The following is a 17,584-nucleotide window of genomic DNA, read 5'->3' as shown; positions in this document are numbered from 1 at the left end:
ATGAATACGGGCGCTTAGAAGTTCATGCCGAAGCTGAGGGCGACGAAGTCGCGATCGTCCTGCACGCTATAGTCACCACCGAAGAAGTTGGTGTAGGCGAGGCTGGCCGTGTAGGTGTTCTGGTACTCGGCATCGACGCCCAGGCTGACGGCCTTGCGGCCTTCTTCGAAGTTGGCACCTGGGCCTGGGGAATAACCCTTCACGTCATGGGACCAGGCCACGTTGGGCTTGAGGTTCACGCCGGCGAATGCATCGTTGTAATCCCAGATGGCCCGCATGCGATAGCCCCACGAATCGGAGGTGGTGAAACCATCGTTTTCGCAGTAGCGGCTGACGTTCCGCGCATCGCCTGCACCGATGGTGCTAGCGTTGAGCGACTGGCAACGCCCGCCCGCCAATGGGCCTGGGCCGAATACGGGATCGCGGCCGTAGCGGATTTCCGAAACACTCTCCAGGCCGCCGACGTGCGTCCAGCCGACTTCACCGACGACGGTCATACGGGCTGCACCCATGACCTGGTCGAAGAAGTGAGTGAACGTGGTTTGCAGCTGGGTGATTTCCTTGCGGCGGTAACCGTGACTGTCCTGCCCCGCGACTGCCTGGATCGGCGATACGGATGGGTCGATAAGGGTCAAACCACCAAAGAGAATGTCGGTCGAGTTGATTTGTACGGGGGCATTCGGCCGGTAACTGATTTCACCACTCCAAGCGGTGCCTGTCGGCAACGTGGTGGAGAAGCTCAACCCATAAAGACGGATATCTTCAGGGTATTCGATAAAGTAACGGCTATTGCCCGCAATCGCAGCAGACGCCAGACCTGTAGCGGCAGTCTGGAATTGGGCGCTGGAAAGCACGGCATTCCTGACCGCGGCCAACCCTCCTGGCGTGGCGCATGTAGCCCCGAGCGTCGCACAGCGGGCCGATATCAATGAAGTAGCCAGCCCGGTAGGCGCTGACCGTGCAGCAGCTACTGTTGCCGCGGAAGCTGCCTGTCCGCTGAAGATCGGCGCACGGCTGTGATAATTCATGAAATAGGCACCGAACTCGGTATCCAGCTCCTGCGCGTACCAACGCAGCGCGAGGCCGAACTGACCATCGTCACGGGCATCTCTGTCGGCACCGCGAGGAACGATCACCCCTTCGGAGGTGGTGCGATAGCCTGCGCCAGCCGCGGCACCGAACCCTGACAGCGACCCGAGGGCAGGACTGAGAACGGCCAGGTTGTCGCTACAGCCATCCGCGTAAACGTCAGGCTGCGAGAAGAAGGTGCCGCAGTTGTCGACGACGGTCTGGTCCCACTCCAGCTGATAGAAGAACTCCGCAGACAGATTATCGGTCAGGCTTTGCGACACGTAGAACATGTTGACCGGAATCAGCCCCTCCTTGACCTCGGCACCGGGACGGCGGAACGCAGCGACGTCTACCGGGTTGATCGCATTGATGCTGTTCTGGATGAAGGTACTTTCGCCCCAGCTGACTACCTGCTTGCCCAGACGCACGGTACCGGGCTGATCGGCGATGCTGTAATTGTGGTAGACGAATGCATCGAGCAGCTCGCCGCCAGAAGACTTGGCGCCTTCCTTGCGGTTGGAATCACTGATGTCCTTGAACTCGCGACCCTCGTCCTTGAGTTCGAAGTCGTACCAATACTTGCCACGTACGAAAACACCAGTATCCCCATACTTGAGTTCGAGATCGTGGATACCTTTGAAGATCTTCGAGAAGGTCTCGCCACGCTTGAAGTTCAACCGGCCATCGTCAGTGGTTTGCGAAAGCCCGTAACCACCGTTGTTGACACCGATCAGATTCTTGTCAGCTTTGGACGTCGACCAACTGGCCCCTACCGACAGCGACGAATCGAATTGCCCTTCGATCTCCCCGATATTGAAATTGACGGCGAATGCCGGGCTGGCGAGAGCTGATGCGAGGCTGACGGCCAGCGGCAGTTTTGCCAGACGCCAGAACGGCCTTGTTGTGTTGGTCATCGACGCTACTCCATTTGTTTTTGTTATGGCTGATTGACTATAGCCAGCGAGCCTTGCCGGGTGATCACCCGAAAGAGTGATTTACAGTGCTCGAGACACTCTGGCTCGCAGGTTTCGACGGATCAGTCCCATCCGTGACAAGCCAAGAATGGCTCGAATCCAGCAATTAGCAAGCCAAACGCTTGTTTGACTGATCAGTCACATTTTCGCCGTTGAAATTCGTGCCTTACAGGGTCGACAGAAACCCACTTCCTGCCGCCTGCCACTGCACGATGTCGACGCGAATGCGCTTTTTGTCCAGCTTGCCCACACTGGTCTTGGGAACTTCGGTAACAAGGGCGATCTGAGTGGGAATCGCCCACTTGTTGATGTGGCCCTGCTCGACGAAAGGCTTGAGGTGCTCCTTGAGAATCCTCGCGTCCATCTCCTGCCCCTCCTTCGCCACCACCAATGCGAACGGGCGCTCGCCCCACTGCGGATCGGCCACGCCAACCACCGCGACTTCACGCACTGCGGGATGACGGCTGATCAGGTCTTCCAGTTCCAGGGAAGATATCCACTCGCCACCGGTCTTGATCACATCCTTGATGCGGTCACGAATCTCGATGAAGCCCATGGCGTCCAGAGTCGCCACATCGCCGGTGTGCAGCCAGCCATGAGCCCACAGCTCCTCGCTCTTGTCCGGTTCGCGGTAATAGCCCTGGGTCAGCCAGGGGGAGCGCAACACCAGTTCACCCTGGGTTTCGCCATCGGCTGGTAACTGCTGGCCGTCGGCGTCCATGATCGCCGCCTCGACCAGTGGGACTGGAATACCCGCCTTGATGCGGTAGGTGATGCGCTCGTCCTCACTGCCCGCCAGCAACTCCTCGTTGAGGTAACCACAGGAAATCAGCGGGCAGGTTTCCGACATGCCATAGGCTGCCGTGAGCTGAATGCCGCTGGCCTTGGCCGCATCGTAGAGGGTGCGATTCAGGGCGCTGCCCCCGATGATGATCTTCAACCCCTTGAAATCGTATCCCTGGGCGCCCGGGGCGCCGAGCAGCATCTGCAGGATGGTCGGCACGCAGTGGGAGAAGGTCACCCGCTCGCCCTTGATCAGCTTGCAGAGCATTTCCGGCTCGTAACGCCCCGGATAGACCTGCTTGACCCCCAGCAGGGTGGCGACATAGGGCACGCCCCAGGCATGCACGTGGAACATCGGCGTGATCGGCATGTAGACATCGTCGCTGCCCATCAGGCGGATGCTGTCCAGGCTGCCGACCGTGCAGGCCATGGACAGGGTGTGCAGCACCAGTTGCCGATGGGTGAAGTACACGCCCTTGGGGTTGCCGGTGGTCCCCGTGGTGTAGAAGGTGGTGGCCACGGAGTTCTCGTCGAAGTCGACGAACTCGTATACCGGGCTGGCTGCCGCGAGCAGGCTCTCGTACTCGCCGAGCAGGTTGGGAAGCGCTGCACGGCAATCGTCAGCGTCGGTCAGCAGCAGCGTACCGGTGACACCGGTGAGCTGATCGGCAATGCCCTGATAAAGCGCCACGAAATCACTGTTGACCAGCACGAAACGGTCATCGGCGTGGTTCATGGTGTAAAGGATCTGCTCGGGTGACAGACGGATGTTGATGGTATGCAGCACCGCACCGATCATCGGCACCGCGAACATGCACTCCAGATAACGATGGCTGTCCCAGTCCATGACCGCTACCGTGTCCCCGGCCTTGACCCCTGCCTGAGCAAGCACGTTGGCCAGGCGAGCCACCCGCTCGGCGAAGGTCGCGTAGCTGTAGCGCAGGGTGTCCCGGTAGACGATCTCGCGGGTTTTCTCGTAGCGACAGCCGGAGAGCAGCAGGTGCTTGATCAGCAGTGGGTATTGATGGGCATTGGCAGCGGGAGGAATGATGCGGGTCTGCAGCATGGGCTCACCTGTTCTGGACTATTGTTGGTAGCGAAGCCTGAGTGTCTTGGCACTCTGGCCGACGGTAGCGCGGGCGCGCGCCCGTTCAATCAGCCGAAAGGATGATTCTGCCGTCATGCTGGAACCGCCATGCAGGTTTCGCCATAACCAACTAGAACGAGGTAGAGCATGTCAGAGATCGTCATCGTCAGCGGCGCTCGTACGCCCATGGGTGGTTTTCAGGGCAGCCTGTCGACACTCAGCGCCGTTGAACTGGGGGCTGCGGCGATTCGCGCCGCGGTAGCCAAGGCAGGTATAGCGCCGGCCGATGTGCAGGAAGTGATCATGGGCTGCGTTCTGCCCGCGGGGCTCAAGCAGGGGCCGGCCCGCCAGGCATCCCTGGCCGCCGGGCTGCCCAGTGCCACAGGCTGCACCACCCTCAACAAGCTTTGTGGCTCGGGCATGAAAGCCGTGATGCTGGCCCACGATCTGATCAAGGCTGGCAGCAACGAGGTGATGATCGCCGGCGGCATGGAAAGCATGTCCAACGCCCCGTACCTCCTGCCGAAGGCCCGTGGAGGCCTGCGCATGGGCCATGGCGAGGTCAAGGACCACATGTTCTTCGATGGCCTGGAGGATGCCCGCACGGGCCGTCTGATGGGCTCTTTCGCTCAGGAAACCGCTGATAGCCATGGCATCACCCGCGAAGCCATGGATGCCTATGCCATCGAATCGCTGCGCCGCGCGCAGCATGCCATGGCCACAGGGCTGCTGGCCGACGAGATCGTGCCCGTCACCCTGAGCACCCGCCAGGGCGACGTACGGGTGAGTGAAGACGAGCAGCCCCTGAGTGCCAGGATCGAGCGTATTCCTGCTCTCAAGCCAGCCTTTGGCAAGGACGGCAGCATTACCGCGGCCAACGCCAGTTCGATCTCCGATGGTGCCAGCGCGCTGCTGCTGATGAGTGCCGAACAGGCCACGGCGCGCGGCCTCAAACCGCTGGCACGAATCGTCGCGCACGCCACGCAGAGCCAGGATCCCAGCGAGTTCACCCTTGCCCCGATCGGCGCCATCGGCAACCTGCTGCGCAAGGTCGGCTGGCACAAGGATGAGGTCGATCTGTTCGAAATCAACGAAGCCTTCGCCATGGTCAGCCTGCTGGCCATCCGCGAACACGGCCTCGATCACGACAAGGTGAACATATACGGCGGCGCCTGCGCCCAGGGTCACCCGGTGGGTTCGACCGGCTCGCGGATCATCATCACGCTGATCAACGCGCTGCGCCAGACCGGCGGCACGCGTGGCATCGCCTCGCTGTGCATTGGCGGTGGCGAGGCGACGGCAATCGCCGTGGAAATCATCTGACGCTCAGTGAAGCAGGAGCACTCCCGTGCTCCTCACTTCAGCTCGGTGAAGGCCAGCTTGATACCCAGACCGACCAGCACCGCGCCCATCAGGCGATCGAACCAGTGCCCCATGCGGGCAAAACCATCACGCACCCGCTGATGGCTGAAGAGCATGGCCACCAGGCAGAACCACGATGCGGTTGCCACTGCCAGGTAAACGCCGTAACCGCCCTGAACCAGCAGCGGCGTGTGGGGGTTGATCACCACGGTGAACAGCGACAGGAAGAACAGCGTTGCCTTGGGGTTCAGGCCATTGGTGACGAAGCCCGTGACGAAGGCCCCGCGGCGCGTGCGCGCAAGCGCTGGAGCCTGGTTCCGGGCGGCAGCCGCAGTGGCCGGCCTGGCGCGCAGTGCCTTGAAGCCGATGTACAGCAGATAGGCGGCTGCCAGCCACTTCAAGGCATTGAACAGTACGATGGACTGGGAAACGATCAGGCCGATACCCAGCAGCGAATATGCCACGTGAACGAAGATCCCCATGCCCACGCCCAGCGCGCAGAACACACCCGTGCGGCGTCCGTGCGCGACGCTCTCTCGCACCACGATGGCGAAGTCCGGCCCGGGGCTGGCCACTGCCAGCAGGTGGATCAGGGCAACGGTGAAGAATTCCATCCAGTACATAACGGCTCCGCATCGGCTTCAAACGGTGTTCGGCACTCGGCGGTCCAGTCGTGGCCCTCGCGGGTCAAGCCGCCGCCAGTGGCGTAGAGGTTCTGATAGGCTGCACTTTACCTCCCGACAAGAACGCCAGAAAGGTACAGCTGATGAGTAAAACCGGCCGCGCAGTATTTCTCGACTATCGCTCCCTCGATCTGGGCGATCTGGACATGACTCCACTGCACGAGCAGTTCGCCGAGCTGGTGCTCCACGAGCGGAGTACCTCGGAACAGGTCATCGAACGACTGCAGGGCGCCCGCGTGGCCATCGTCAACAAGGCAGTGATCGACGCCTCGGTGCTCGGCGCCTGCCCGGATCTCCAACTGGTACTGGTAAGCGCCACCGGCACCAACAATGTCGACCTGGATGCCGCCCGCAGCCGTGGCGTCGCCGTCTGCAACTGCCAGGGCTACGGCACCCCCTCGGTCGCGCAGCACACCCTCACCCTGCTACTCGCCCTGGCCACCAGCCTGGCGGAGTACCAGCGTGACATCCGCGCCGGTCGCTGGCAGCAATCGCCGATGTTCTGCCTGCTCGACCACCCGATCGTCGAGCTCGAAGGCAAGACCCTGGGTATGCTCGGCCACGGTGAACTGGGGGGCGCCGTCGCCCGGCTGGCCGAAGCCTTCGGCATGCGCGTGCTCTACGGGCAACTGCCAGGCCGCCCACCGCGGGCGGATCGCCTGCCGCTCGATGAGCTGCTGCCCCAGGTCGACGCACTGACCCTGCATTGCCCGCTGACCGAGCAGACCCGCAACCTGATCACCGCCCGCGAACTGGGCCTGCTCAAGCCCGGCGCTTTCGTGATCAATACCGCGCGTGGGGGCCTCATCGACGAGCAGGCCCTGGCCGATGCCCTGCGTGCCGGCAAGCTCGGCGGCGCAGCCACCGATGTGCTGACCCAGGAACCACCGCGCGATGGCAACCCGCTGCTGGCTGCCGACATTCCTCGCCTGATCGTCACCCCGCACAGCGCCTGGGGCAGTCGCGAGGCGCGCCAGCGGATCGTCGGGCAACTGGCAGAAAATGCCGCAGGCTTTCTGTCAGGCCAGGCAATACGTCAGGTGAACTGAGGGCTCTTCCGTTCTCCGTCGGCTTTGGGCTTGCAGCTTGAAGCTGGCGCCCCTACCCTTCGCGCTTTTGCCGGGGGAGATCTCATGGATCCGCGAAGTGAAGTGCTGCTGCGTCAGGCCGAGCTGTTCAACGGCCCGATGCTGCTCGCAGGGCTCCCGGCCGATGACCTACTCGGACAACTGCCACACGCCCTTGGCTGGAGTTGGCACGCCGGCGACCACGGCCGACTCGAAGCGCGCTTCGCCGAACGCAGCTCGTTTGGCGTGGCCCCGCCGCAGGCCAGCTTCGACTCTGCCGTGCTGTTTCTGCCCAAGTCCCGCGAGCTGACCGGTTACCTGCTCGACGCTCTGGCGGCCCGCCTGCCAGGCGGCGTGCTCTATCTGGTCGGTGAGAAGCGCGCAGGTGTCGAGCGTGCGGCCAAACAGATGGCCGCTTATGGCACGCCGCGCAAGCTCGACAGCGCACGTCATTGCCAGCTCTGGCAAGTGCGCGTGGATCAGGCCCCTGCCACCCCGGACCTCTGCGCACTGGCGCAGCGCTACACACTGCCGCTCGATGACGGCCCGCTGGAGGTGATCACCCTTCCAGGCGTGTTCAGTCACGGCCGGCTGGATATCGGCAGCGCCCTGCTGCTCGACCATCTGGAGGAGCTGCCGAGCGGTCATCTGCTGGACTTCGGCTGTGGCGCCGGCGTACTCGGCGCGGTGCTCAAACGTCGCTATCCGCACAGCCACGTCACCCTGCTGGACGTCGATGCGTTCGCCGTCGCCAGCAGCCGCCTGACCCTTGCCGCGAACGGCCTGGAAGCCGACGTCATCAGCGGTGATGGCATCGCCGCGGCGCCCTCGGAGTTGAGCGCGATCCTCAGCAACCCGCCCTTCCACCAGGGCGTGCACACCCACTATCAGGCCAGCGAGGACTTGTTGCGCCAGGCCGGCAAGCATCTGCGCAAGGGTGGGCAGATTCGCCTGGTGGCCAACCGTTTCCTCAAATACCAGCCCCTGATCGAACAGCATATCGGCACCTGCCACACCCTGGCCGATGCCGAGGGCTTCCGCATCTACCAGGCGCTCAGCCGCTGACGCATCGGGCCTGCGGCACAACGGCGCAGGCCTTGCCCAAAGCGCCCCACTTGGGCAGAATGCGCGCGTCCTAGGGGAGTAGTCTCCCGCGAGCGCCAGCTCGCCCGGCATGCATCAACATACTTGGTCGGTTGACCATGGTGCGTGCGACCCAAGACCCGCCAAGACGGGTCTGCGCAACTCGGCCACAGCAAGCACGAGTGCCGCGCAGGGTTTGACAAGACCTATGACACGAACACCTTACCCGGGGCGGGAAGGTTGTACGTGTCATAGCCGTGTCTACCCGCCCCTTTAGGAAACCTGATGCTGGAATCTCTTTTCGTTCCCACCCTGATCGTCGCCCTGGCGGAAATCGGCGATAAGACGCAGCTGCTCGCGTTGCTGCTGGCCGCGCGCTTCCGCAGGCCGTGGCCGATCATCTGGGGCATGGTGGTTGCCACGCTGGCCAACCACCTGGTGGCTGGCGCGGTCGGTAACTGGGTAGCGGGGCTGCTCTCGCCCGCGCTGCTCAGCTGGATACTCGCCGCCTCGTTCATCATCGTGGCGCTGTGGACGCTGATTCCGGACAAGCTCGACGATGACGAAAGCTCCAACCTGAGACGCTACGGCCCATTCCTGACCACCCTGATCGCCTTCTTCCTGGCCGAAATGGGCGACAAGACCCAGGTAGCCACCGTGATGCTCGCCGCCCAGTACCCACACTTCATCATGGTGGTCATCGGCACCACCCTGGGCATGCTGATCGCCAACGTGCCGGTGGTACTGGCTGGCAACTTCGCCGCTGATCGCCTGCCCCTCACCCTGATCCGTCGGCTGGCCGCCACCGCCTTCGCGGCGCTGGCGCTCTATGCGGCCTATCAGGCACTACTGCTGAGCGGCCTCGTCGGCAAGTGATCGCCGAGGCCTGCTGACGCTTCACCGCGGCGGCGCCGAAAGGTCAACAGCCCCTAAGCCGGGCGACGGCGCAGATAGCCGTTCTCGGCGAACCACTGAATGCTGCGCTGCAAGGTATCGTCCACCGACTGGCGGGCAACGAAACCCAGTTCTTCACGGGCCTTGCGCCCGTCGAGGAACTGGCTTCCGGACATCAGCGCGATGGCCGTCTCATCGAGCCACGGCCAGGCGCCGGTGAGGCGATGACGCAGCCTGCCCCATGCCGCCAGACCGTTGGCCTTGTTCAGTGACAACTCTGCCGGCACGGCGACACCCAGCCGCTCGGCGATACGCCCGACCAGATCGGCCATCGGAATGTTCTCGCCGGTGATCAGGTAGCGTTCCCCCACACGGCCATGCTCCAGAGCCAACAGCAAGCCACGCCCCGCTTCGCTGGCATCGATCAGATTGCGTTGACCCGGCACGTAGCCGCGCATCTCGCCACTGTCGATGGCAGTGATCAGCCGCCCGCTGCTTGGCCCGGCATCCAGCTCACCGATACACAGGCCGGGAATCGCGATCACCACCGGCAGCCCGGCACGCGCCTGCTCACGGGCCTGCTGGTCCAGCGCCCATTTGGACAGAAGGTAGGCATTACGCGAGCGCGGCATTTCGTCGTAGAACAGCCCCTCATGCCCAGGCTGCCCCGATGGGTGCCGAGGCAGCGCGATGGCCGAGCCGACGTAGACGATGCGCGTCACCTCGGCAGCCTGGCAGGCGTTGTAGAAACGCTGGGTCTGATCGAGCGCGCTGGCGACCTCGTCCTGCCAGTGGCGGGGCCGCTGCGGATAATAGCCAGCGCAGAAAATCACGCCGTCTACGCCCTGCAGGGCCCTGGTCAGAGCCTGCTGATCGAGCAGCTCGGCTGCCCGGCATTCTGCACCGAGATAGGCCAGGCGCTCGATGCGCGAAGACAGACGATGGACCAGTACCAGCTGATGCCCGGCAGCCTTGACCGCGCGCGCCGCGTGATGACCGAGCAGGCCCGACGCGCCGACGACGGCAATTTTCACGAACGACTCCCGCGCAGCCGAAAAACGGCTAGCCCAGGACGATCACGCACGCTGTCCAGATCACTTCTTCGCTTGCTGATACAGCGGCATCACCTTCGGAATGGCGGCCTGCAGGGATGCGATGCGGCTCGAAGACGCGGGGTGAGTGCTCATGAACTCAGGTGGCGAACCCTCGCTGGCCTTGGCCATTTTCTCCCACAGGGTAACCGCCGCATTCGGGTTGAAACCGCCACGTGCCGAGAGCTCCAGACCGATCAGGTCGGCTTCGTTCTCGTTGCTGCGGCTGTTGGGCAGGGTCATGCCGTAGTTCACCGCGGCATCGGCCAGGGCCATCTTGTCCGGTGTCACACCCAACAGCGCAGCGGCGCCCTGCTTGGCCAGGTTCACACCATAGGCCTTGGACATCGCCTCACGCCCATGCTCGCGCAGGGCGTGGGCGATTTCGTGGCCCATTACCGCGGCGATTTCGTCATCGGTGAGTTTCAGTTTCTGGATGATGCCGGTGTAAAAAATGATCTTGCCGCCCGGGCCGCAGTTGGCGTTCAGTTCCGGGCTGTCGATCAGGTTGACCTCCCACTGCCACTGAGCGGCATCGGGCCGGAACAGTGGCGCCTGCTTGATCAACCGGTCGGCGATACGCTGCAGGCGCTTGGCATCCGCGCTGTTCTTGTCCAGCACGCCCTTGGTGGAGGCTTCCTTGAGCGTTGCCTGATAGGACTGGGCATACATCTGGTTGACTTCATCGGTCGACAGCGCACTGAACATGTACTGCTTGCGCTCGACGCCGACCGCTCCACCGCTGGTGGTATTGACGGCCTGGCATCCTGCCAACAGCAATGCCGCTGCCAGAGTGGTGAAAGACAACGACGATTTCATGCTGGATCTCCCTGAGAACTGAGCGACGTATGCTAGGGGCTGTTAGAGGTGCTCGCAAGCCGAGCGGTCAGGCGGGGGTCAGACACTCCGGCCCGTCGAGCTTCGGATCATTGACCAGGTTGCTCAATACCCGTTCCCGCAGGGGCTGCGGTGCCCCGACGAGCAGCGCCTTCAGCTCCTCCAGCGGTGTATCCGCAGCCAGCCAGCGCTGCTGATCCTGCGCATTCAGAATCAGCGGGCGACGCAGCGTGGCAGCGGCCTGAGTGACCATGGCAGTGCTGAGGTAGACATGCCCGTCGACCGGATAGGCTTCCCAGATGGCCGCGAAGTAAAGGAGCGAGTCCTGGCCGCTCAACCAGTAGGGGCGTTTGCGGGCGGCACCGCGCCACTCGTAGAAACCGTTGGCCGGGATCAACCCGCGCCGCAGGCGAAAGCCGTCGCGAAACATGGGCTGATCGACCAGCGTCTCGGCACGCGCGTGGGCTGGCGTCTTCGACAGGTCGGTGAGCCAGGGCGGTGTCAGCCCCCAGCGCGCCCGCGCCAGCGAACGCTGCTCGCCATCGGCACGCTGCAGGAGCACCTGAGCGCCGGGCGCCAGATTCCAGTGAGGCTGTTGATCAGCGGGAAAACCGGCCAGCGCCGTAAAAGCAGGCGTCCAGCGAAACAGGGCGAAGCGTCCACTCATGGGTGACCCGATCAGGAGGGAGGGACGCGCGGCTGCATCAGCACAGCAACACACCCTGGAAGTTATCCGGCTCGTCACCGGGCAGCGGTTGCGCACCATTGTACTCGGCGATCAACTGGCGGGCGCGCTCGCAATCATCATCCTCGACCAGCATACCCAGCAGACCACAGGCCGGCAGCTCGCCCACCGCGCCAACCAGGTGGCCACCGACCAGATGCGCCTGAATGCCCTCGCTGGCGAGCATGCCTTTCAACAACTCACCCTCCATAAGGTCCTGGGGCTCGTAGATCCGCTTCATCAGTCATTCTCCCCCCTTACGTCCAGTTGCCACTCCACACCATCGGTATTGAGCGAAAACACGATTGGCCGGCAGCACACTGGGCAGTCCTCGATGTACTGCTGATCACCGGCCGACAGGTCCAACACGGCCTCGACCGGCTCACCGCAATACGGGCATTGATAGTCCTGGGTTTCCAGCATAGGGCGCCTCCATGTGACTTGCAGGGTATAATGGGCGGTCTATTGCTGCCTCTCGGGTCGGCTGTCGTCGTGCTCGCGGGCCCGAACGGCGGCGGCTCTCCTCGACGGGGCGCTCAACCTCTCAATCGCAGCGACAATCACAAGAGATCATGATGGGCGAATTCGATAGCATCCGACCCTACGCCGACGCGGAAATTCCAGCGGTTCTGGCGCGCCTGTTGGCCGACGATGCGTTCCTCGACATCCTTACCCAGTTTCGTTTCCCGCGTCTTGCGGGGCCATTCGGCTGGCTGCTCAAACCTCTTATAGCTCACCGACTGCGTTCGCGGTTGCGAGGCATCGATTCGGTGAGAGCCCTGCAGGACACCATCGAGCCCTACGTCGACCGCACCGTCGAGAAAGCCACCGATGGCGTGACCTACTCCGGGGTGGAAACCCTCAAGGCAGGCAGCGCCTATCTGTTCCTGGCCAACCACCGTGACATCGTCATGGATCCGGCCTTCGTCAATTACGCGGTGTATCACGCCGGGCTGCAGACGCCACGTATCGCCATCGGCGACAACCTGCTGCAGAAGCCCTTCGTTAGCGATCTGATGCGCCTGAACAAGAGCTTCATCGTACACCGCTCGATCAGCGGCCGCCGCGAGAAGCTGGCAGCCTACCAATTGCTGTCGGCCTATATCAGCCACTCGATTCGCCACGACGGCGAATCGATCTGGATCGCCCAGGCCGAAGGTCGCGCGAAAGACGGCGACGACCGTACCGATTCGGCGATCCTCAAGATGTTTCACATGAGCCGCAAGGACGAGCCGTTCGCCGAGGTCATCGGCAGCCTCAAGCTGACTCCGGTGTCGATCAGCTATGAATATGATCCCTGCGACCTCGCCAAGGCCCGTGAGCTCTATACCCGTGCGACGACCGGCAGCTACACCAAACAGCCGGGTGAAGACGACAAGAGCATCGCCTTGGGCATCACCGGCTACAAAGGTCGCGTACACGTGCATTTCGGCGACCCGCTAACCAGCGGCTTCGAAGACGCCAAGCAGTTGGCCGCCATCACCGATGCGCACATCCTCACCGGCTATCGCCTGTTTCCCGTGCACTACCTGGCGTATGCGATGTGGAACGAGCGCGATGCACAGCTCGATGTTCCCGCGGCCGAGACGCTGTTCGACGCCGCCGAGCTGGCCGCCGCCAGGGAGCAATGGCAGCAGCGCCTGGGCAAATGCCCGAGCGAACAGCAGCCCTATCTGGTGCAGCAGTACGCCATGCCGGTGCGCAACCAGTACCGCATCAAGGCTGGCCTGCCACTCTGATAACGCAGAATCTGCTAGCTCAGAAATGAAGAAGCCCCGACATGTCGGGGCTTCTTCGTACTGCGTGATCGATCTACTGACCGCTGAGAATCTGCGACAGCGTCGGATCCTTGAAGGTGCGGGTCAGGGCATCGCTCAACACGTCACTGACCAGCTTGGTGTTGGTTTCCTGATTCGGCGCCATGCCGAAGCGCTGGTTGAGAGAAGCACCGTAGCGGCCGCTGTAACGGCGATTGCTGTTCTGCACGTCGGCGCGGAAGGTGGCGGTCATGTCGGCTTCGGTGACGTACAGACCTTCCTTGGGCGACTGATACTTCAGCTCGGCCAGGGTCAGGGTCAGTTGCGGCGCGTTATAGGCGTTGGCCGAAGGCGTGAAGCCCAGCAAACGCACTGCGGCTTCGGCTTGAGCCTGCAGCTTGGGCAGTACGTCCTGGCCAGCGACGCTGATGGCGCTGGTTTCCGGGTAAAGACCGCCACGGGTCCCCAGAACCGGGGATGGACGGCCGTCAACGACGCGTACGACCACGGGCTGGCCCTGGCCAACGGGGGTCAATGATCCGATGAGCTTGGGTTGCGGGCTGATTTGCTGCGGGCTGTGGGCACAACCGACAAGAGCCAGACTGAGAGCGGCAACCAGACCAAACAACAGGCGATTCATACTCGGTTCTCCATGGAGGGGCGCATAAGGCGTCGCGAAGTATAACGAATCGACCTGCAATGGGTGAACGCGGTTCCGGTCATGTGCTCGTCACATGCCAGCGGTATAAGACTTTGGTCGCTTTGCACGATGGAAGTTTGTTTGATGCGCGCACTACTGAAAAAGGCTGCACTGCCACCACGCCCTCGGATTTTCGCCTGCGTCGATGAACACGGCATATGCCGAGCATTTCGCCAGAGCGCCCATGCTCCGGGGCCTGCAAGCTGGCACGAGGTCAACGAGCAACGCCTCGCCTGGCTCGGCTCCGCGCTCCCGGACAGCGCTTTCACCTCCCGCTGAACGCACATCCGGGCGTTTGCAGGCAGAACTGCGCGTGCAATAAAAGTCACACGCATCTGATCAATTCTCTCGCTTTCGCCTTATAATCGCGCCCCGATTATAAGGACGCCTCCTGATCGGCCTCGCCGTACCGCTGATGCACTTCAAGCCATCGGCAACGCCACAGAGAGTCGCCCACTTCGTGCTGCTCGATATCGACAGCCGTCCTCGCTCCATGCAGCGATTACCGCGTTTTCGCGGAACATCTGCCGCCGAGGATGGCCCAACAGGCACATGAACTTTTGAGGTTCGCGTTCCAAAAGAACGTGAAAAAACGGTTTCAATAACTTCACAAGAGTGTGGCGAACATATGAATCATCTTGCGGCAGGACAAGGCGACCCCCTCCCGTCACCCGGATCCCCAGGACAGCTCTGCAACCGCTGACAGGCGCATCTACGCCCAGGCCGAAGGCCATCGATTGGAAGCTGATTTTTTGGAGATGTGGTAATGGCGCAGAACGATTACGAAGCTGTAGATGTAGTGCTGGTCGGAGCCGGCATCATGAGCGCGACGCTGGCCGTGCTACTCAAGGAACTCGATCCGGGCATCAAGCTGGAAGTCGTGGAAGCGATGGACGCCGGTGCAGTTGAAAGCTCCAACCCCTGGAATAACGCAGGCACTGGCCACGCCGGCCTGTGCGAGCTCAACTACACCCCCGAGTCGGCTGACGGTTCCATCGATATCAAGAAGGCGGTGAGCATCAACGCCCAGTTCGAGGAATCCAAGCAGTTCTGGGCTTACCTGGTCAAGAAAGGCACCTTCGGCTCGCCGAAGACCTTCATCAACTCGGTCCCACACCTCAGCTTCGTTCGCGGCCAGAAAGGCATCGACTACCTGAAGAAACGCTTCGAGGCACTGCGTGTGCACCATGCCTTCGAAGACATGGTGTACAGCGAAGACCGCGACACCATGGCCCAGTGGATGCCACTGATGATGCCAGGCCGCGATCCCGGCGAGCCGATTGCAGCGACCCGCGTGGCCAACGGTACCGACGTCAACTTCGGCGCGCTGACCAAGAGCTTGCTGGACTACCTGGTGCAGCAGAGCAACGCTCGCGTGACCTGCAACCAGCGCGTCACGGACCTGACCCGCAACGAGCACGGCTGGCGCGTAAGCACCAAGGACCCGAAGAGCGGTAATCACCGCGAGATCCAGGCCCGCTTCGTGTTCCTCGGTGCCGGGGGCGGTGCCCTGCCCCTGCTGCAGATGTCGGGCATTCCGGAAGGCAAGGGCTTTGGCGGCTTCCCGGTCAGCGGCCAGTGGCTGCGCTGCGACAACCCGGAAGTGGTCAACCAGCACCAGGCCAAGGTGTACAGCCAGGCCGAAGTGGGCTCGCCACCCATGTCGGTGCCGCATCTGGATACCCGCGTCGTCGACGGCAAGAAATCCCTGCTGTTCGGACCTTACGCCGGCTTCACCACCAAGTTCCTGAAGAAGGGCTCGTTCCTCGACCTGCCCATGTCGGTACGCCTCAACAACATCGGCCCGATGCTGGCAGTGGCTCGCGACAACTTCGACCTGACCCGTTATCTGGTCAAGGAAGTGATGCAATCCCAGGATCAGCGCCTCAATACGCTGCGCGGCTTCTATCCGCAAGCCAAGGCCAGTGACTGGCGCCTGGAGATCGCCGGCCAGCGCGTGCAGATCATCAAGAAGGACACCAAGAAAGGCGGCATTCTGCAGTTCGGTACCGAGCTGGTGGCAGCCAAGGACGGTTCCATCGCCGCCCTGCTGGGTGCCTCGCCAGGCGCCTCGGTAACGGTCTCGATCATGCTCGACCTGATTCGCCGCTGCTTCCCCGAAAAGGCGGCATCAGCCGAGTGGAGCAGCAAGCTGCACGAGATGTTCCCAGCACCTTCTGCGGTACTGAGCAGCGATGCAGAGCAATATCGTGCCGTGCAATCGCACTCGGATGCCCTGCTGCAGCTAAAGGAAACGCAGCCGCTCTGATCGGACACAGGAAAGCGAGACGGCGCCCACATGGGCGCCGTTTTTTTTGCTCACCGAGCGAGCAGGACGCGCTGCGAACCGGTTTGCCGGAATCACGCGCCCAATAAAAAGCCAGTCAGCGGAGCTGACTGGCACAAGGCCTGGCAGGCCGGGGTTTACTGGAACAGAGAATCGGCGGAAAGACCGTTCTTCTCGAGTATCTCGCGCAGGCGCTTCAGCGCCTCCACCTGGATCTGCCGAACGCGCTCACGGGTCAGGCCAATCTCCTGACCTACCTCCTCGAGCGTACAGCTCTCATGACCACGCAGACCGAAACGGCGCACCACCACCTCACGCTGCTTGTCGGTCAGTTCCGAGAGCCATTGATCGATGCTTTGGGACAAATCGTCGTCCTGCAGCAACTCACAGGGATCGGTGGGCCGATCATCGGTGAGCGTATCGAGCAGCGTCTTGTCAGAGTCTGGGCCAAGCGACACGTCAACGGACGATACCCGCTCATTCAGCCCGAGCATGCGTTTGACCTCGCCCACCGGCTTTTCCAGCAGGTTGGCGATTTCTTCGGGGGACGGTTCGTGATCGAGCTTCTGGGTCAATTCCCGCGCTGCGCGCAGGTAGACATTGAGCTCCTTGACCACATGAATGGGCAGGCGAATGGTGCGGGTCTGGTTCATGATCGCCCGCTCGATGGTCTGCCGAATCCACCAAGTGGCGTAGGTGGAAAAACGGAAACCACGCTCGGGATCGAATTTCTCGACGGCCCTGATCAAACCGAGGTTGCCCTCTTCGATCAGGTCCAGCAGCGAGAGCCCGCGGTTGACGTAGCGCCTGGCGATCTTGACCACCAGCCGCAGGTTGCTCTCGATCATGCGCTTACGACCGGCAGGATCGCCCTTCTGCGCCAGACGCGCGAAGAACACTTCCTCTTCCGGGGTAAGCAGGGGGGAAAAACCGATTTCGTTGAGGTAAAGCTGAGTGGCGTCTAGCGCCCGGGTGTAGTCGATGTACTTGTGTTGCTTGCTGCCGGTGGATGGCTTGGCTTTGGCGCGCGCAGTGGTCTTGGTACCAGCCTGCTCGCCTGCCCCATCGTCAAGATCGATGTCGGGCTCCATCAGGAGCACTTCATCGTCGATGTCAAACTCCGGCGCTTCTTTGGTCTTGAGTGCCATTTTATTCTTCCGTCCCTTGCTGAGTTCGACCAGCAA

General features: G+C 62.4%; 16 protein-coding genes and 1 riboswitch. Of the genes, 6 read left to right on the top strand and 10 right to left on the bottom strand.

Features of this window, described 5'->3' with window-relative positions; genetic code table 11:
* Positions 1-14: 14 nt before the first annotated feature.
* Together FHR27_RS00770 and FHR27_RS00765 are read right to left on the bottom strand one after the other, a co-directional pair.
* A complete protein-coding gene (locus FHR27_RS00770) occupies positions 15-1,985 on the bottom strand; it encodes a DUF1302 domain-containing protein (protein ID WP_179537527.1) in 1,971 nt (656 codons plus the stop codon).
* Positions 1,986-2,211: 226 nt separating this feature from the next.
* Positions 2,212-3,894 (bottom strand): fatty acid--CoA ligase, encoded by a 1,683-nt coding sequence (locus FHR27_RS00765; protein ID WP_179537526.1) that lies wholly within the window; start codon positions 3,892-3,894, stop codon positions 2,212-2,214.
* Between the two features lie 168 nt (positions 3,895-4,062).
* On the opposite strand from FHR27_RS00765, the gene FHR27_RS00760 reads away from it, so the two are divergent.
* A complete protein-coding gene (locus FHR27_RS00760) occupies positions 4,063-5,238 on the top strand; it encodes an acetyl-CoA C-acyltransferase (protein WP_179537525.1) in 1,176 nt (391 codons plus the stop codon).
* A 32-nt stretch (positions 5,239-5,270) separates the two neighbouring features.
* Here FHR27_RS00760 and FHR27_RS00755 read toward each other — a convergent pair whose 3' ends face one another.
* Positions 5,271-5,900, bottom strand: coding sequence for a LysE family transporter (locus FHR27_RS00755; RefSeq protein WP_042555215.1), 630 nt, complete (start codon positions 5,898-5,900; stop codon positions 5,271-5,273).
* Between the two features lie 143 nt (positions 5,901-6,043).
* Between FHR27_RS00755 and FHR27_RS00750 the strand changes: the two genes are divergently transcribed.
* The 3 genes from FHR27_RS00750 (at position 6,044) to FHR27_RS00740 (ending at position 8,986) form a co-directional block, all read left to right on the top strand.
* Positions 6,044-7,009 (top strand): 2-hydroxyacid dehydrogenase, encoded by a 966-nt coding sequence (locus FHR27_RS00750; protein WP_179537524.1) that lies wholly within the window; start codon positions 6,044-6,046, stop codon positions 7,007-7,009.
* 84 nt (positions 7,010-7,093) lie between these two features.
* Positions 7,094-8,092, top strand: a complete 999-nt coding sequence (locus FHR27_RS00745) for a class I SAM-dependent methyltransferase (protein WP_179537523.1) — start codon at positions 7,094-7,096, stop codon at positions 8,090-8,092.
* A 61-nt stretch (positions 8,093-8,153) separates the two neighbouring features.
* Positions 8,154-8,308: riboswitch (yybP-ykoY riboswitch) on the top strand.
* A gap of 87 nt (positions 8,309-8,395) precedes the next feature.
* Positions 8,396-8,986, top strand: coding sequence for a TMEM165/GDT1 family protein (locus FHR27_RS00740; RefSeq protein ID WP_042555212.1), 591 nt, complete (start codon positions 8,396-8,398; stop codon positions 8,984-8,986).
* A 53-nt stretch (positions 8,987-9,039) separates the two neighbouring features.
* On the opposite strand, the gene FHR27_RS00735 is transcribed toward FHR27_RS00740, so the two are convergent.
* The 5 genes from FHR27_RS00735 to FHR27_RS00715 all read right to left on the bottom strand — a co-directional run bounded on the left by FHR27_RS00735 (position 9,040) and on the right by FHR27_RS00715 (position 12,079).
* Complete coding sequence (locus FHR27_RS00735; protein WP_179537522.1) at positions 9,040-10,038, bottom strand: NAD-dependent epimerase/dehydratase family protein; 999 nt, start codon at positions 10,036-10,038, stop codon at positions 9,040-9,042.
* Between the two features lie 60 nt (positions 10,039-10,098).
* Complete coding sequence (locus FHR27_RS00730; RefSeq protein ID WP_042555210.1) at positions 10,099-10,914, bottom strand: M48 family metallopeptidase; 816 nt, start codon at positions 10,912-10,914, stop codon at positions 10,099-10,101.
* Positions 10,915-10,981: 67 nt separating this feature from the next.
* On the bottom strand, positions 10,982-11,599 hold the full coding sequence (locus tag FHR27_RS00725) for an SOS response-associated peptidase (protein WP_179537521.1): 618 nt from the start codon (positions 11,597-11,599) through the stop codon (positions 10,982-10,984).
* A gap of 37 nt (positions 11,600-11,636) precedes the next feature.
* Complete coding sequence (locus FHR27_RS00720; RefSeq protein WP_042555208.1) at positions 11,637-11,897, bottom strand: putative signal transducing protein; 261 nt, start codon at positions 11,895-11,897, stop codon at positions 11,637-11,639.
* Positions 11,897-12,079: a CPXCG motif-containing cysteine-rich protein gene (locus FHR27_RS00715; RefSeq protein WP_042555207.1), complete on the bottom strand. Its 183-nt coding sequence runs from the start codon at positions 12,077-12,079 to the stop codon at positions 11,897-11,899. Before FHR27_RS00715 ends, FHR27_RS00720 begins: the two co-directional genes overlap by 1 nt.
* Positions 12,080-12,231: 152 nt before the next feature.
* Here FHR27_RS00715 and FHR27_RS00710 point away from each other — a divergent pair, with 152 nt between their 5' ends.
* Positions 12,232-13,395, top strand: coding sequence for a 1-acyl-sn-glycerol-3-phosphate acyltransferase (locus tag FHR27_RS00710; RefSeq protein ID WP_444964371.1), 1,164 nt, complete (start codon positions 12,232-12,234; stop codon positions 13,393-13,395).
* A 73-nt stretch (positions 13,396-13,468) separates the two neighbouring features.
* Here FHR27_RS00710 and FHR27_RS00705 read toward each other — a convergent pair whose 3' ends face one another.
* The gene (locus FHR27_RS00705; RefSeq protein ID WP_042555205.1) at positions 13,469-14,053 is read right to left on the bottom strand and encodes a YajG family lipoprotein; all 585 of its coding nucleotides are present in this window, start codon (positions 14,051-14,053) and stop codon (positions 13,469-13,471) included.
* A gap of 826 nt (positions 14,054-14,879) precedes the next feature.
* On the opposite strand from FHR27_RS00705, the gene mqo reads away from it, so the two are divergent.
* Positions 14,880-16,382 (top strand): malate dehydrogenase (quinone), encoded by a 1,503-nt coding sequence (gene mqo, locus FHR27_RS00700; RefSeq protein WP_042555203.1) that lies wholly within the window; start codon positions 14,880-14,882, stop codon positions 16,380-16,382.
* A 155-nt stretch (positions 16,383-16,537) separates the two neighbouring features.
* On the opposite strand, the gene rpoS is transcribed toward mqo, so the two are convergent.
* The gene (gene rpoS / locus FHR27_RS00695; protein ID WP_042555202.1) at positions 16,538-17,548 is read right to left on the bottom strand and encodes an RNA polymerase sigma factor RpoS; all 1,011 of its coding nucleotides are present in this window, start codon (positions 17,546-17,548) and stop codon (positions 16,538-16,540) included.
* Positions 17,549-17,584 lie beyond the last annotated feature (36 nt).

This window comes from Pseudomonas flavescens, from assembly GCF_013408425.1.
GTDB classification, from domain to species: Bacteria; Pseudomonadota; Gammaproteobacteria; order Pseudomonadales; family Pseudomonadaceae; genus Aquipseudomonas; species Aquipseudomonas fulva_A.
The sequence above is the reverse complement of the archived record's forward strand: the minus strand, read 5'-3'. Positions and strand labels throughout refer to the sequence as shown.